Source organism: Jannaschia sp. W003, assembly GCF_025144335.1.
GTDB lineage: Bacteria > Pseudomonadota > Alphaproteobacteria > Rhodobacterales > Rhodobacteraceae > Jannaschia.
Genome location: NZ_CP083539.1, coordinates 3,219,354 through 3,233,776, shown reverse-complemented (window position 1 = coordinate 3,233,776; position 14,423 = coordinate 3,219,354). Strand labels below are relative to the sequence as shown.

General features: G+C 73.9%; 12 protein-coding genes. 6 read left to right on the top strand and 6 right to left on the bottom strand.

Features of this window, described 5'->3' with window-relative positions:
• Window positions 1–52: 52 nt before the first annotated feature.
• Window positions 53–928, bottom strand: a complete 876-nt coding sequence (gene serB, locus K3554_RS16030; RefSeq protein ID WP_259942065.1) for a phosphoserine phosphatase SerB — start codon at window positions 926–928, stop codon at window positions 53–55.
• A gap of 128 nt (window positions 929–1,056) precedes the next feature.
• Between serB and K3554_RS16025 the strand changes: the two genes are divergently transcribed.
• The 3 genes from K3554_RS16025 (at window position 1,057) to bktB (ending at window position 5,157) form a co-directional block, all read left to right on the top strand.
• Entirely contained in the window at window positions 1,057–2,199 is a 1,143-nt protein-coding gene (locus K3554_RS16025) for a phosphoserine transaminase (protein WP_259942063.1), read from the top strand.
• A gap of 74 nt (window positions 2,200–2,273) precedes the next feature.
• Entirely contained in the window at window positions 2,274–3,866 is a 1,593-nt protein-coding gene (gene serA, locus K3554_RS16020) for a phosphoglycerate dehydrogenase (protein WP_259942061.1), read from the top strand.
• 118 nt (window positions 3,867–3,984) lie between these two features.
• On the top strand, window positions 3,985–5,157 hold the full coding sequence (gene bktB, locus K3554_RS16015) for a beta-ketothiolase BktB (protein WP_259942060.1): 1,173 nt from the start codon (window positions 3,985–3,987) through the stop codon (window positions 5,155–5,157).
• Window positions 5,158–5,359: 202 nt separating this feature from the next.
• Here bktB and K3554_RS16010 read toward each other — a convergent pair whose 3' ends face one another.
• The 3 genes from K3554_RS16010 to K3554_RS16000 all read right to left on the bottom strand — a co-directional run bounded on the left by K3554_RS16010 (window position 5,360) and on the right by K3554_RS16000 (window position 8,110).
• Window positions 5,360–6,934, bottom strand: a complete 1,575-nt coding sequence (locus K3554_RS16010) for a gamma-glutamyltransferase family protein (RefSeq protein ID WP_259942058.1) — start codon at window positions 6,932–6,934, stop codon at window positions 5,360–5,362.
• 307 nt (window positions 6,935–7,241) lie between these two features.
• Entirely contained in the window at window positions 7,242–7,775 is a 534-nt protein-coding gene (locus K3554_RS16005; protein WP_259942056.1) for an ATP-binding protein, read from the bottom strand.
• Window positions 7,772–8,110 (bottom strand): STAS domain-containing protein, encoded by a 339-nt coding sequence (locus K3554_RS16000; RefSeq protein ID WP_259942054.1) that lies wholly within the window; start codon window positions 8,108–8,110, stop codon window positions 7,772–7,774. Before K3554_RS16000 ends, K3554_RS16005 begins: the two co-directional genes overlap by 4 nt.
• A 106-nt stretch (window positions 8,111–8,216) precedes the next feature.
• On the opposite strand from K3554_RS16000, the gene K3554_RS15995 reads away from it, so the two are divergent.
• The 3 genes from K3554_RS15995 (at window position 8,217) to K3554_RS15985 (ending at window position 10,549) form a co-directional block, all read left to right on the top strand.
• Window positions 8,217–9,392, top strand: a complete 1,176-nt coding sequence (locus K3554_RS15995; RefSeq protein WP_259942052.1) for a thiolase family protein — start codon at window positions 8,217–8,219, stop codon at window positions 9,390–9,392.
• Window positions 9,393–9,619: 227 nt separating this feature from the next.
• Entirely contained in the window at window positions 9,620–10,075 is a 456-nt protein-coding gene (locus K3554_RS15990) for a GAF domain-containing protein (protein ID WP_409197325.1), read from the top strand.
• 27 nt (window positions 10,076–10,102) lie between these two features.
• On the top strand, window positions 10,103–10,549 hold the full coding sequence (locus K3554_RS15985; RefSeq protein WP_259942050.1) for an MOSC domain-containing protein: 447 nt from the start codon (window positions 10,103–10,105) through the stop codon (window positions 10,547–10,549).
• 4 nt (window positions 10,550–10,553) lie between these two features.
• On the opposite strand, the gene K3554_RS15980 is transcribed toward K3554_RS15985, so the two are convergent.
• Both K3554_RS15980 and rnr read right to left on the bottom strand, forming a co-directional pair.
• Window positions 10,554–12,110: a lytic murein transglycosylase gene (locus K3554_RS15980; RefSeq protein WP_259942047.1), complete on the bottom strand. Its 1,557-nt coding sequence runs from the start codon at window positions 12,108–12,110 to the stop codon at window positions 10,554–10,556.
• Window positions 12,111–12,203: 93 nt separating this feature from the next.
• Complete coding sequence (gene rnr / locus K3554_RS15975; protein WP_259942045.1) at window positions 12,204–14,420, bottom strand: ribonuclease R; 2,217 nt, start codon at window positions 14,418–14,420, stop codon at window positions 12,204–12,206.
• Window positions 14,421–14,423 lie beyond the last annotated feature (3 nt).

The window sequence follows — 14,423 nt, the reverse complement described above, 5'->3', positions numbered from 1 at the left end:
CCGGCCTTCGGCCTCCCCCGAGGTATTTCTGGCAGGATGAGGGGGGCGGCCCCTAGGAGTCGGCGAACTCCGCCTCTCCGTAGCCCTGCAGGTGCAGGAGCGCGGTGAGGTCGCCGTGGTTCACCACCAGCGCGGCCTCGGCCTGCACCGCCGGCTTGGCGTGGAGCGCGACGCCCATGCCCGCACGGCCGAGCATTCCGAGGTCGTTGGCCCCGTCGCCCACGGCGATGGCCTCGGCCTCGGCGATCCCCAGCTCGGCGCATAGCGCCTCCAGCCGCTCGACCTTGGCCGCGCGCCCGAGGATCGGCTTGCCCACCGTGCCGGTGAGCGTGCCGCCCTCCGAGATCAGAGTGTTGGCGCGGTGGCTGTCGAAGCCCAGCCGTGCCGCGACGGCCTCGGTGAACGCCGTGAAGCCGCCCGAGACGAGGGCCGCGTGGGCGCCGTTCGCCCGCATCGTCGCCACCAGCACCGCGCCGCCCGGCATGTCGTCGATGCGCGTCTCCAGCACGCGGGCGATGGTCTCCACCGGCAGGCCCTCCAGCAGCGCGACCCGCTCGCGCAGCGCGCCCTCGAAGCCGATCTCGCCGTTCATGGCGCGCGCGGTGATGGCGGCCACGCGCGCGCCCACGCCGGCCTCGGCGGCCAGCTCGTCGATGCACTCCTGCCGGATCATGGTGCTGTCCATGTCCGCCAGCAGCAGCCGCTTGCGGCGCCCCTCGGAGGGGACGACGTTCACATCGATCCCCATGGCATCCAGCCCCGCCCGCGCCTCCGAGGGATCGTGCGCGCGGGGCATCGCGAACTCCGCCGCCACGCCGCGCCGCAGCCATCGCGCCTCGCCGCCGCCCCAGGCGTTGCGCAGGGCCTCCACGGCGGGGGCGTCCAGCACGGGGCGGGCGGGGTCGCAGCACAGCACGGCGGTGAACATCCGGAGTCCTCCTGAAGCTCTCGCCGCCCCCTAACCCCAACAATTCCCTTGCGCGACCCCCCGCCGAGGAATACGGGCGGCGGCGGGACACGCCCCCCCAACGGGGCGCGAATATCTGGAAGGATACCATGACCGATCTCCCCCGCCCGGCCACCCGGCCGGCCGACCCGCGCTTCTCGTCGGGTCCGTGCAAGAAGCATCCCGGCTTCGACCTCGCCAACCTCCGTGACGCCCCCCTCGGCCGCTCGCACCGCGCCGCCGTGGGCAAGGCGCGCCTTGGCGATGCCATCGACCGCACCCGCGCGCTGCTCGGCGTGCCCGAGGGCTACCGCATCGGCATCGTGCCCGCCTCCGACACCGGCGCCTACGAGATGGCCATGTGGACCATGCTCGGCGCCCGCCCCGTGACCATGCTGGCGTGGGAGAGCTTCGGCTCGGGCTGGGTGACGGACGCGGTCAAGCAGCTGGACCTCGACGCCCGCGTCGACACCGCCCCCTACGGCGCGCTGCCCGACCTCGCGGCGGTCGATTTCGCCACCGACGTCTGCTTCACCTGGAACGGCACCACCTCGGGCGTGGCCGTGCCGGACGGCGACTGGATCGCCTCGGACCGCGAGGGGCTCACCTTGTGCGACGCGACTTCGGCGGCCTTCGCGATGCCGCTGCCGTGGGACAAGCTCGATGTGACGACCTTCTCCTGGCAGAAGGTGCTGGGAGGAGAGGGCGCGCACGGCGTGCTGATCCTCTCCCCCCGCGCCGTGGAGCGGCTGGAATCTTACGTGCCCCCCCGCCCGCTGCCGAAGATCTTCCGCCTCACCAAGGGCGGCAAGCTGATCGAGGGCATCTTCCGCGGCGAGACCATCAACACGCCGTCGATGCTCTGCGTGGAGGACTACCTGGGTGCGCTCGCCTGGGCCGAAGGCCACGGGCTGGACGGCCTGATCGCGCGCTCGCGCGCCTCGGCGCAGGCCATCTGGGACTTCTGCGAGGGGCGCGACTGGATCGCCAACCTCGCCGAGGACCCGGCGACGCGCTCCACCACCTCCGTGTGCCTGCGCTTCGCCGGCAGCCTGCCGGACGGCTTCGCCAAGCGGGTCGCCAAGCGGCTGGAATCCGAGGGCGTGGCGCTCGACGTGGGCGCCTACCGCGACGCGCCCGAGGGCCTGCGCATCTGGTGCGGCGCCACCGTGGAGCCCGGCGACGTGGCCGCGCTGATGCCGTGGGTCGAATGGGCCTACCGCACCGAGCTGGCCGCCGCCGAGGCCGCCTGAACGGCGACATGCGATCCCGCGCGCCCCGTGACCCCGGGGCGCGCCCTCCCGACATTCCCCGATAGGAGCCTCCCATGGCCCCCAGAGTCCTCGTCTCCGACAAGCTGTCGGACACCGCCGTGCAGATCTTCCGCGACCGCGGCATCGACGTCACCTTCGACCCCGCTTTGGGCAAGGACAAGGATCGCCTCATGGAGGTGATCGGCGACTACGACGGCCTCGCCATCCGCTCGGCCACCAAGGTCACCGAGGCGCTGCTGGAGCGCGCGCCGAACCTAAAGGTCGTGGGCCGCGCCGGCATCGGCACCGACAATGTCGACAAGGCCGCCGCCTCCCGCCGCGGCGTGATCGTGATGAACACGCCCTACGGCAACATGATCACCACCGCCGAGCACGCCATCGCGCTTATGTTCGCGGTGGCACGCCAGATCCCCGAGGCCGACGCCTCGACCCAGGCCGGCAAGTGGGAGAAGTCGCGCTTCATGGGCGTGGAGCTGACCGCCAAGACCCTCGGCGTGATCGGCGCGGGCAACATCGGCGGCATCGTGTGCCAGAAGGCCGTGGGGCTGGGCATGAAGGTGGTGGCCTACGACCCGTTCCTGTCGGACGAGCGCGCCGCCAAGCTCGGCGTCCGCAAGGTCGAGCTGGACGAGCTGTTGCGCACCGCCGACGTCATCACCCTCCACGTCCCCCTGACCGACCAGACGCGCAACGTACTGAGCCGCGAGAACCTCGCCAAGACCAAGCGCGGCGTGCGCATCGTCAACTGCGCGCGCGGCGGGCTGGTGGACGAGGCGGCCCTCGCCGACCTGATCCGCGAGGGCCACGTGGCGGGCGCCGGCTTCGACGTGTTCGAGACCGAGCCGGCCACCGAATCCCCGCTGTTCGGCCTGCCGGGCGTGGTCTGCACGCCGCACCTCGGCGCCGCCACCACCGAGGCGCAGGAGAACGTGGCCTTGCAGGTCGCGCAGCAGATGTCGGACTACCTGCTGACGGGCGCGGTGGCGAACGCGCTCAACATGCCCTCGGTCACGGCCGAGGAGGCCAAGGTGATGGGCCCGTGGCTGAAGCTCGCCGGGCATCTCGGCGCCTTCGCGGGTCAGCTGACGGACGAGCCGATCCGCACCATCGAGATCGTCTACAACGGCGCGCCCAAGGACATGAACGTGCGGGCCCTGAACTGCGCCGTGATCGCCGGCGTGATGAAGGCCGCGAACCCGGACGTGAACATGGTCTCGGCCCCGGTGATCGCGCGCGAGCGCGGCATCGAGATCTCGACCACGCGGCAGGACAAGTCGGGCGCCTTCGACGGCTACGTGAAGCTGATCGTCCGCACCACCGAGCGCGAGCGCTCCGTGGCCGGCACGGTGTTCGCGGGCGGGCGGCCGCGCTTCATCCAGATCAAGGGCATCAACATCGACGCAGAGATCGGCGAGCACATGCTCTACACCACCAACGAGGACGTGCCCGGCATCATCGGCACGCTCGGCAACACCATGGCCGGCGAGAAGGTGAACATCGCCAACTTCACGCTCGGGCGCTCCGAGAAGGGCCACAACGCCATCGCGCTGCTCTACCTCGACGAGCAGCCGCCCGAGAGCGCGCTGGCCAAGCTCCGCGCCACCGGCATGTTCGGCCAGGTCGCCCCCCTGCGCTTCGAGATGTGAGGGCCGGGGGCGGCCCCGCGCCGCCCCCCCCGCCGCAACGTCCCCCTTCCCCCTTCATCCTGGCGGAAATACTCCGGGGGTGCGGGGGCAGGGCCCCCGCGAACCAGGGAGGCCCACCATGCAAGACATCGTCATCCTCGGCGCCGCGCGCACCGCCATCGGCACCTTCGGCGGCAGCCTCGCCGCCACGCCCCCCTCGCAACTGGGCCGCGTCGCCGCCGCCGCCGCGATGGAGCGCGCCGGCGTGGAGCCCGCCCAGATCGGCACGGTGGTGTTCGGCCACGTCATCAACACCGAGCCGCGCGACATGTACCTCAGCCGCATCGCGGCGATGGACGCGGGCGTCCCCGACACGGTGCCGGCCATGAACGTGAACCGCCTGTGCGGCTCGGGCGCGCAGGCCGTGGTGTCGGGCGCGCAGGCGCTCATGCTCGGCGACGCCGAGTTCGCGCTGGTGGGCGGCGCCGAGTGCATGTCGCGCTCGCCCTTCGCGCTGACCGGCGCGCGCTGGGGCACCAAGATGGGCGACGCCGAGGCGCTCGACATGATGCTGGGCGCGCTGAACTGCCCGTTCGGCACCGGCCACATGGGCGTTACGGCCGAGAACGTGGCCGAGCGTCACGGCATCTCCCGCGAGGACCAGGACGCCTTCGCGCTGCAGAGCCAGCAGCGCGCCGCCTCCGCCATCGCGGAAGGACGCTTCGCCGAGCAGATCGTGCCCGTCATGATCCGCAAGCGCCGCGACGAGGTGGCCTTCGACACCGACGAGCACCCCAAGAGCACCACCGCCGAGGCGCTGGCCGGCCTGCGCCCCGCGTTCCAGAAGAATGGCACCGTCACCGCCGGCAACGCGTCGGGCATCAACGACGGCGCCGCCGCGCTGGTGCTGGCGACCGCCGAGGCCGCCGAACGGGCCGGGCTGAAGCCCCTCGCGCGGATCGCAGGCTACGCCCACGCCGGGGTCGCGCCCGACGTGATGGGCCTCGGGCCCATCCCGGCGGTGCGCGCGCTGGCCGAGCGCACCGGCATCGCACCCGGCGACTACGACGTGGTGGAATCCAACGAGGCCTTCGCCGCGCAGGCCCTCGCCGTCAGCCGCGAGCTGGGCCTCGACGGCGCCCGCGTGAACCCGAACGGCGGCGCCGTGGCGCTGGGCCACCCGGTCGGCGCCACAGGCGCGATCCTGTGCGTGAAGGCGGTGTACGAGATGGCGCGCACGGACACGAAGCGGGCGCTGGTGACGATGTGCATCGGCGGCGGGCAGGGCATCGCGATCGCGCTGGAGCGGTGAGGGCCGGTCCGCCGGAGGCGGGCGGATCGGTCCGGTGGACCGATCCGAGGCCCGAACGCGGCCCTGCCTCGCAGGGCCGCCGAAGGAGGCTCTGACGGGGAGGGGGCTCTCTGCCCCCATTACCTTCGGCGACGTCCGGGGCTTCGCCCGTCCGCAGGCGGATCGGTCCACTGGACCGATCCCGGGAAGCCTGCGGACCCCTTCAATACCCCAGCGCGCAGCCATCCTTGCGCGGGTCGCTCGCCCCTACGAGGTGGTCGCCCGCGATCCGGATCGCCTGCGCCCCGCCGAGCGGCACGTCGGGCACCTCGACCGCGTGCCCCATCGCCTCCAGCTCGGCGCGCACGGCGTCGGGGTAGCCCCGCTCGACCTTCAGCGCGCCGCCGTCCGCGAAGGCGCGGGGCGCGTCGATCGCCGCCTGCGGCTCCATCCCGAAGTCCGCCATGTTCGACAGGAACCGCGCGTGGCCCGCGGGCTGGTAGGCCCCGCCCATGACGCCGAACGGCATCGTGACGCGGCCCCCCTCGCGCAGCATGCCGGGGATGATCGTGTGCATGGGCCGCTTGCCCGGCGCCATCTCGTTGGGATGCCCCCGTTCCAAGGAGAAGCCCGCGCCGCGGTTCTGGAACAGGATGCCGAAGCGGTCCGAGGCGAGGCCCGATCCGAAGGAGTGGAAGATCGAGTAGATCAGCGAGACGGCCATGCGGTCGCGGTCCACCACGGTGATGTAGATCGTGTCGCGGTGCACCGACTCGGCCAGCGGCGCGGCGGCGGCCATGGCGCGGGCGGGGTCGATCAGTGCGGCCAGCCGCTGGGCCGTGTCCGGGGACAGCATGTGCTCCAGCCGCGCGGTGTGGTCGGGGTCGGCGAGGATGCGGTTGCGCGCGTCATAGGCCAGCTTGGTGGCCTCGGCCTCCAGATGCACGCGCGCGGCGCCCAGCGGGTCCATCGCGGCCACGTCGAACCGGGCCAGGATGTTGGCGAGCAGGATCGCCGTGGCGCCCTGGCCGTTGGGCGGATGCTCCATCAGCTCCGTGCCGCGGTAGGTGCCCGAGACCGGCGCGCCCCAGTCGGCGCGCACGCCCGCGAGGTCGTCCAGGGTATGGGGGCCGCCCATCGCCTGCAGGGAGGCGACGAGGTCCTCGGCCACCGCGCCCTCGTAGAAGCCGGCGCGGCCCTCGGCGGCGATGCGGCGCAGCGCCTCGGCCTGGCCGGGCAGGGCGAAATGCTCGCCGGTGCGGAACGGGCGGCCGCCGTTGAGGTAGACCGCGGCGGCAGCGCCCTTGGGGGCGTCCCGCGCGATCTCCCAGTCGAAAGCGACGCGGGGGGCGACGGGGGCGCCCGCTTCGAAGACGTCCGCCAGGGGGCCGAGCGTGTCGCCGATGCCGAGGCGGCCGTGCCGCTCGGCGAGCGCGCAGAAGCCGTCCACCGCGCCGGGCAGGGTCACGGCGTCCACGGTGTCGGTGGGGACGGCGCTCAGGCCTCGCGCTCGCAGGGCCTCGGCGTTGGCCCCCGCGGGGGCGCGGCCCGACCCGTTCAGCGCCTCCACCTCGTTCGAGCCGGCGGGCTTGACCAGCGCGAAGCAGTCGCCGCCCAGCCCGGTCATCTGCGGCTCGACGAGGCCCAGGAGCACCGCGCCGGCGATCGCCGCGTCGGCCGCGTTGCCGCCCCGGCGCAGCACGTCGACGGCGGCGAGCGCGCCCATCGGGTGCGACGTGGCGCACATGCCGTTGCCGGCCAGCACGGCCGAGCGGCCGGGAGTGTGGAAGTCGCGCATGTCCTGCCCTCGCTGTTCGGGCGGAGGCTATGCGGCCCGCGGCGCGAGGGCCAGCCGCTGCGCTCGACGCCGCGCCGGCTGCTTGGGGGCTCCGGACGCAGCGCCGAGGGGAGCCGTGGCTCCGCATGCACAGTAGCGCGATTGAGAGGGGGAATGGTGGCGCCGGCGGGGCGGTTCGTTTCCCGCTAATGGGCAATCACGCTTCGCTGCCGCGCAGTGTTTCGGTGCGGGCGACCATCGCCTGAGGGGCACCGCGCGACCCACGGAGCGCCCCCTCCCGGGGGCGACGGAGGGCCCGCGCCGTCGGTCAGCCGGGCAGGCGGAAGCTCAACCGGTTCCAGCCGCCCTCGCGGACATGGCGCAGGTCGGCGGCGAGATCGTGGATGATGGCCCAGCCGAAGCCCCCCTCGGGCATGTCCGCGAAGGGGCCGTCGACGGCGGGACCGTCGGTGGGCCGCAGCAGCGCGGCGGGCAGGGGGCGGCCGTCGTCGCGGCACTCCACCGCGAGGATGCCGCCATCCCGGCGCACCGCGACCGCGAGCGTTCCGCGCCGCGGCGGCTCGGTGCCGTGCTCCACCGCGTTGTTCAGGATCTCGCTGAGCACGATCAGGAGGTCGCCGGTCCGCTCGGGCGCGAGGCGGGCCGCGCCGCATCGGGCTTCCAGGCGGGCGAGCTGGAGGCGCACCGCGTCGGCCGTCGCGACGAACCGGGCCGCGAAGAGGGGCGGGACCGCGTCCCCGACGGTGGCCGCCTCGGCACCGGACGGCAGGACCTCCGGGAGCGCGGCGGAGGGCGGCTCGGGGCCGGGGGCGCACGGGGCGCGGTCCGGCCTTCGGGTCATGCCGCGTCGCGCGGGGCGAGCGCGTCGGCCCGGCTGTCGTGGAGCACGAACACCTCGTCCATGCGGGTCAGCCGCAGCACCTTGCGGATCACGGCGCAGGGGGCGGCCAGCTCCAGCGGCCGGCCGCCGAGCATTTTCATCACCGCGACCAGCGCGCCGAGACCGGAGCTGTCGAGGAACGCGACGCGGTGCAGGTCCAAGAGGACGCGCCCCCCGTGGCCCGCGACCCGGTCGCGCAACGCCTCCTTGAAGGCGACGGCGCCGGCGGCGTCGATGCGCGCGTCCTCCACCTCGGCGACGAGCACGTCGCCGACCACTTCCCACTGGATCGCCATCGCATCCCTCCGCTTCTGTGAACCCGCCGATGCTCTGGCCTTCGCGCACCGCGGGTGCGACCCTAGGCACCCTTCCATGAACGATGTCCTAACGGAGGCGGAGCGAATGAGAGACGTGGTTATCGCGGGCGCGCGGCGCACGCCCATGGGCGGCTTCGGCGGGGCCTTCGCGGGCGTGCCGGCGGCCGATCTCGGCGGCGCGGCGATCCGGGCCGCGCTTGACGACGCCGGCCTCGACCCGGCGCGCGTGGACGAGGTGCTGATGGGCTGCGTGCTGCCCGCCGGGCAGGGGCAGGCCCCGGCGCGGCAGGCGGGCTTCCGGGCGGGCCTGCCCGAGTCGGTGCCCGCGACCACGCTCAACAAGATGTGCGGCTCGGGCATGAAGGCGGCGATGATGGCCTTCGACGCCGTGGCGCTGGGCCAGTCGGACGCGGTGGTCGCGGGCGGCATGGAGAGCATGTCGAACGCCCCCTACCTGCTGCCCGCCATGCGCGGCGGCGCCCGGCTGGGGCACGGGAAGGCGATCGACCACATGTTCCTCGACGGGCTGGAGGACGCCTACGACAAGGGCCGCCTCATGGGCACCTTCGCCGAGGACTGCGCCGAGGCGTTCCAGTTCACCCGCGAGGCGCAGGACGAGTATGCGCTGCGCTCGCTGAGCCGCGCGCAGGGCGCCATCGCCGAGGGGCGCTTCGAGGCCGAGGTCGTCCCCTTCACGGTGCGGGGCCGCCGGGGCGAGACTACGGTCGCCGAGGACGAGCAGCCCGGCACCGCGCGGCCCGACAAGATCCCCCACCTCAAGCCCGCCTTCCGCGAGGGCGGCACGGTCACGGCGGCCAACAGCTCTTCGATCTCGGACGGCGCGGCGGCGCTGGTGATCGCCTCGGGCGACGCGGGGCTTCCGGAGCGCGCGCGCATCGTCGGCCACGCCTCCCACGCGCAGGCGCCGGGGCTCTTCACCACCGCACCGGTGCCCGCGGCGCGCAAGCTCCTGGAGCGGATCGGCTGGACGGTGGACGACGTGGACCTGTGGGAGGTCAACGAGGCCTTCGCCGTGGTGCCCATGGCGTTCATGCACGAGATGGGCCTAGATCCGGACCGCGTGAACGTCGAAGGCGGCGCCTGCGCGCTGGGCCACCCCATCGGCGCCTCAGGCGCGCGCATCGTGGTGACGCTGCTCCATGCGCTGGAGCGGCGCGGTCTGCGACGCGGCGTGGCGGCGATCTGCATCGGCGGCGGCGAGGGGACGGCCGTGGCAATTGAACGGCGCGGAGCCTTGTAAACCTGCAAAGGCGGATGTGCTGCCACATGCCGGGTTTGGAAACGCGGCGCATTCCCCGCGTTTACACGTCCTTGCGGCTTCGTGGACGGGTTTGCGCAGCGCCGGTTTCGCCCGGAACGGGGGCGCCGCTTGCTTGTGAGAACGCGTCGGTCCACGTCTAATTGACGGATCAACGAATTCAATCACAGGTGGGAGCCGTGCCCAGATTTGACTCGATACGCGCCCGTTTGCGCAATGCCACCGAGGGCGAGGACGACGTCGTCGCGCTGATGGCCACCGTGGTGCAGGAGCTGCACAACTCCGATGCCCGCTTCGACTGGACCGGGTTCTACCGGGTCGCCGGGCCCGGGATGCTGAAGCTCGGCCCGTTCCAGGGCGGGCCGGCCTGCACCAGCATCCCGTTCGGCCGGGGCGTCTGCGGCGCCGCCGCCCGCACCGGCACCACCCAGGTGGTGCCCGACGTGGACGCCTTCGCGGACCACATCGCCTGCGGGTCGACCACGCGCTCCGAGATCGTGGTGCCGGTGCGCGACGGCGCCGGCACCTTGCTCGGCGTTCTCGACATCGACAGCGACGAGCTCGACGCCTTCGACGATCTGGACGCGGAGCGGCTGGCGCTGCTGCTGGAGGACACCTTCGGGCGCCTCAACGCCGGCCCGGCGGAGCTGGACATAGCGGTCTAGGGGGCGTTGCGGACCCTGCGCGAGTTGATGGCCCGCCACCACCGCGACGGGCAGGTGGCGTGGATCGGGCTGCGGCCCGCGCGCCGCGCGCCCGTGCGGGCGGTGGAGGCGGCGGAGGTCGGCCCCGCGGGGCTGGAGGGCGACCGCCATCCCAGCCCCGGCAAGCGCGCCGTCACGCTGATCCAGGCCGAGCACCTCGCCGTGATCTCGGCGCTGTGCGGGACCGAGGCGACCTATCCTCTCCTGCGCCGCAACCTCACCGTGTCTGGCCTCAACCTCGCGGCCCTGAAGGGGCGCGAGGTGGCGGTCGGCAGCGCCGTGCTGCGGATCGAGGGGCCCTGCGCGCCCTGCTCGCGCATGGAGGAGACGCTGGGGCCGGGCGGCTACTCGGCGGTGCGCCACCATGGCGGCTGGTGCGCCTCGGTGGTGGCGCCGGGGGCGGTGGCGCTGGGCGACGCGGTGGTGCCGCGGTAGGCGCCTACTTCCGCATTCGCTCCAGGAGGCGCGGGCCGGCGTAGCCGTCGGGGACCAGGCCGCGCTCGGCCTGCCAGCGCTGGATCGCCGCGAGGGTCAGGGGGCCGACAAGCCCGTCCACGCCGCCCGGGTCGATGCCGGCCCGCTCCAGCAGCGCCTGCACCTCCATCCGCTCGTCGCGCGTGAGCGCCCGGTCCTGCCGCGGCCAGTCGCCCGCGATGGGCGCGCCGCCGGCGATGCGGTCGGCGAGGTGGCCCACGCCGATTACGTAGGCATCGGCGGGGTTGTAGGCCTCGATGGCGTCGAAGTTGGGGTAGCGCGCGAAGGCCGCGCCCTCGTGGCCGCCGGGCACGATGACGGAGACGGCGTCATTCGCCGCCAACGGGGCGCCGTCCGCGCGCGCGACCCCCAGCGCCTCCCACTCCGCTGCGGGGCGCTCGCGGCCCACGCCGGTCAGGGCGTAGTCGAAGCCCTCGGGCAGCACGACCTCGGCGCCCCAGGGCTCGCCCCGGCGCCAGCCGTGGTGGGCGAGGTAGTTGGCGGCCGAGGCCAGCGCGTCGAGCGGATCGTCGCCCCAGACGTCGCGGCGCCCGTCGCCGTCCCAGTCCACGGAGAGCTCCTCCCACGAGGTGGGCATGAACTGGGTATGCCCCATGGCGCCGGCCCAGGAGCCTTCCATGCGGGCGGGCGTGGTCTCTCCGGCGGCGAGGATGCGCAGGGCGGCGAGGAGCTGCGCCTCGAAGAAGTCGCGGCGGCGGCCCTCGGCGGCGAGGGTGGCGAGGGCGGAGATCGTGGGCGTGCTGCCCCGGAACCCGCCGAACGAGGTCTCCAGCCCCCAGACCGCCACCAGCACCTCGGCGGGCACGCCCCAGCGGGCCTCGATCCGGGCCAGCGCGTCCGCGTGGCGGGCCAGGGCCTTGCGCCCGTTCGCCACCCGCTGCCCGCTCGCGGCGATCTCCAGGTAGTCCCAGGGGGTCTTCGTGAACTCGGACTGGTTGCGGTCGCGGCGCACCACGTCCGGCAGCAGCTCGGCGTCCCCCATGAAGCGGTCGAAGGCGGCGGCGTCGATGCCGGCCGCCAGGGCGCGGGGTCGGAAGTCCGCAAGCCATGCGCCGAAGTCCACGGGCATGTCGGCGCCGGCGCGCACCGTGAGCAACGCGCCGCTGCGGGCGGGGCGCTGCACGGGCAGAGCGCTGCGGACCGGCGCGCCGGCGGGCACGGGCGCCGCGACGGCGGGGGCCAGGGCGGCGGGCGCGGCGCGGCGCGGCGTGCGGGCGAGCACGGCAAGGGCTTCGCGGGCGATGGCGGCGGCGGCCTCGGGCGTGACGGGGGCCGCGCGTACCGGCGCGGCCGCGCGCAACGGCGCCGACGTGGCCCCGGCGCGGATGCGCGGGCGCATGGAGGTGGCCGGGGCGGCGGGAGGCAGCGGGGCGGCCAGCGCGGAGGGCACGGCCGCGGGCGCGGCACTGCCGGGGGGCGTCAGCGTGGTGGTGACGATCGCGTCCTGCGCAGCGGCGGGCATGGCCAGCGCGAGGAGGGCCGCGACGGGGATCATTCGCATGGGGTCTCGCTCCGGGCAGCTATCGGGGAAGCGTAACGCGCGCGGCGGACGGCCGGAACCGGGGGCGAACGTCGCACGAGGTCTTATCCGCCCCTAGCGCCCCGCGCGCACCCGCCGCCGGCCGGCCTTGGACTTCGAAACCTTGCGCGTGGGCGCCCGCCGCGACCGCCGCACCGCCGCGCCGTCGACCGACAGGAGCTCCAGGATCAGGCCGCCGGTCACGGGCACCGCCTCGGCCAGCCGCACCGTGACGGGCTGGCCCAGCCCCAGCGACATGCCGGTCTCGGAGCCGGTGAGGGTTCCGGCGTCCTTGTCGAAGCGGAAGTACTCGTTGCCCAGGGATCGAACCGGGATCAGCCCGTCGGCGCCCGTCTCGATCAGGCGCGCGAAGGCACCGAAGCTCTGCACGCCCGAGATCATGGCCTCGAACTCCGCGCCCAAGTGGTCGGCCAGGAAGGCGGCGAGGTAGCGGTCGTTGGTGTCGCGCTCGGCCATCATCGAGCGGCGCTCGGCATTCGAGATCGCCTCGCCGGTGGCCTCCAAACCCTCCACGTCCGCCGCGGACAGGCCATCGTCGCCCCAGCCGTGCTTCGCGATCAGCGCGCGGTGCACCACGAGGTCGGCGTAGCGGCGGATCGGCGAGGTGAAGTGGGCGTAGGCCCGCAGCGCCAGCCCGAAGTGGCCGAGGTTGCGCGGGCCGTAGTAGGCCTGCGTCATGGCGCGCAGGGTGCTCAGCGAGATCAGCTCCGACAGCGGCGTGTCGGCCGCCGCATGGAGCAGGCGGTTCAGCGTGGCGGGGCGCACGACCTGCCCCTTGGGGAAGGCGAAGCCCGAGGCCTCGGCGGTCTCGCGCAAGGAGTCGAGTTTGTCCTCGGGCGGCTCCTCGTGGACGCGGAAGAGGAGGGGGCCGCCCTCCAGCGTCTCGGCGGCGGCGACGTTGGCGAGGATCATCGCCTCCTCGATCAGCCGGTGCGCGTCGAGCCGGTCGCGGAAGGCCACGGAGGTGACGGTGCCCGCCTCGTCCAGCACGATGCGCCGCTCGGGCAGGTCGAGGTCCAGCGGCGCCCGTCGCTCGCGGGCGCTCCGCAGCGCAGCGTAGGCGGCGTAGAGGGGGCGGATCACGGTCTCGAGCCACGGCGCGGTGCGCTCGGTGGTCTCGCCGTCGATGGCGGCCTGCACCTCCTCGTAGTGTAAGCTTGCCGGCGAGCGCATCAGCCCGCGCACGAAGCGGTGGTCGATCTTCTCGCCGTTCGGGGCCAGGCGCATGCGCACGGCGATGCAGGGGCGGTCCACGCCCTCGTGCAAGCTGCACAGGTCGCCCGACAGCGCGTCGGGCAGCATCGGCACCACGCGGTCCGGGAAGTAGGTCGAGTTGCCCCGCATCCGCGCCTCGCGGTCGAGCGCGGAGCCGGGGCGCACGTAGTGGGCCACGTCGGCGATGGCGACCCAGAGGACATGGCCGCCCTCGTTGTCGGGGGCGTCATCGGGCGCGGCGAACACGGCGTCGTCGTGGTCGCGCGCGTCCGACGGGTCGATGGTGACGAGGGGGAGGTCGCGCAGGTCCTCGCGGTCGCCCAAGGCCACGGGCTCGGCGGCGGCGGCCTCCTCGACCACCTCGTCGGGGAAGTCGTCGCGCAGCCCGTGCTCGTGGATGGCGATCAGCGAGACCGACTTCGCGGCCCCCGGATCGCCCAGCCGCGCGGTGATGCCGGCCTCGGGCAGGCCCATGCGGGGCTTTCCGGTCTGCTCGGCCTCGACCAGCTCGCCGTCGCGGGCGCCATTCGCGGCGCCCGGCGGCACGCGCCACTCCTTGTCGTCGCCCTTGCCCACGGGAACGATGCGCCCCCCCTCGGAGCCCTCGCGGTAGATGCCTAGCAGCTTGCGCGGCCCCGCGGCGATGCGGCGGATCAGGCGGCCCTCGTGGCTGTGATCCGCGTCTGCGATCTCGGTCAGCCGGGCCAGCACCCGGTCGCCCTCGGCTAGCGCGGGGTCGCGGCCGCCGGGGATGTAGAGGATGTGCGGCTCTGGGGCGTCCCCCTTCCAGTCGTGGGGCGCGAGGAACAGGTCGCCGTCCCTATCCGGCGCCTTGACGCGCAGCACGGCCACGGGGGGCAGGCGGTTCGGGTCGTGATGGGTGCGGCGGCGCTTGGTCAGTTGCCCCTCGTCTTCCATCTCGCGCAGGAGGCGCTTGAGCTCGGCGCGGTCGGCGCCCTTGAGCCCGAACGCCTTGGCGATGTCGCGCTTCGAGCCGTGGGCGGGGTTGTCGGCGATCCAGTCGAGGATCTGGGACTTGGAGGGGATGGTGGCCATGGG

Coding starts and splice junctions, on each gene's coding strand:
- K3554_RS15985 (WP_259942050.1), top strand. CDS start 10,103: ATGGCCCGCCACCACCGCGACGGGCAGGTGGCGTGGATCGGGCTGCGG.
- K3554_RS16005 (WP_259942056.1), bottom strand. CDS start 7,775: ATGACCCGAAGGCCGGACCGCGCCCCGTGCGCCCCCGGCCCCGAGCCG.
- K3554_RS16000 (WP_259942054.1), bottom strand. CDS start 8,110: ATGGCGATCCAGTGGGAAGTGGTCGGCGACGTGCTCGTCGCCGAGGTG.
- K3554_RS16010 (WP_259942058.1), bottom strand. CDS start 6,934: ATGCGCGACTTCCACACTCCCGGCCGCTCGGCCGTGCTGGCCGGCAAC.
- K3554_RS16025 (WP_259942063.1), top strand. CDS start 1,057: ATGACCGATCTCCCCCGCCCGGCCACCCGGCCGGCCGACCCGCGCTTC.
- rnr (WP_259942045.1), bottom strand. CDS start 14,420: ATGGCCACCATCCCCTCCAAGTCCCAGATCCTCGACTGGATCGCCGAC.
- serA (WP_259942061.1), top strand. CDS start 2,274: ATGGCCCCCAGAGTCCTCGTCTCCGACAAGCTGTCGGACACCGCCGTG.
- K3554_RS15980 (WP_259942047.1), bottom strand. CDS start 12,110: ATGCGAATGATCCCCGTCGCGGCCCTCCTCGCGCTGGCCATGCCCGCC.
- bktB (WP_259942060.1), top strand. CDS start 3,985: ATGCAAGACATCGTCATCCTCGGCGCCGCGCGCACCGCCATCGGCACC.
- K3554_RS15995 (WP_259942052.1), top strand. CDS start 8,217: ATGAGAGACGTGGTTATCGCGGGCGCGCGGCGCACGCCCATGGGCGGC.
- serB (WP_259942065.1), bottom strand. CDS start 928: ATGTTCACCGCCGTGCTGTGCTGCGACCCCGCCCGCCCCGTGCTGGAC.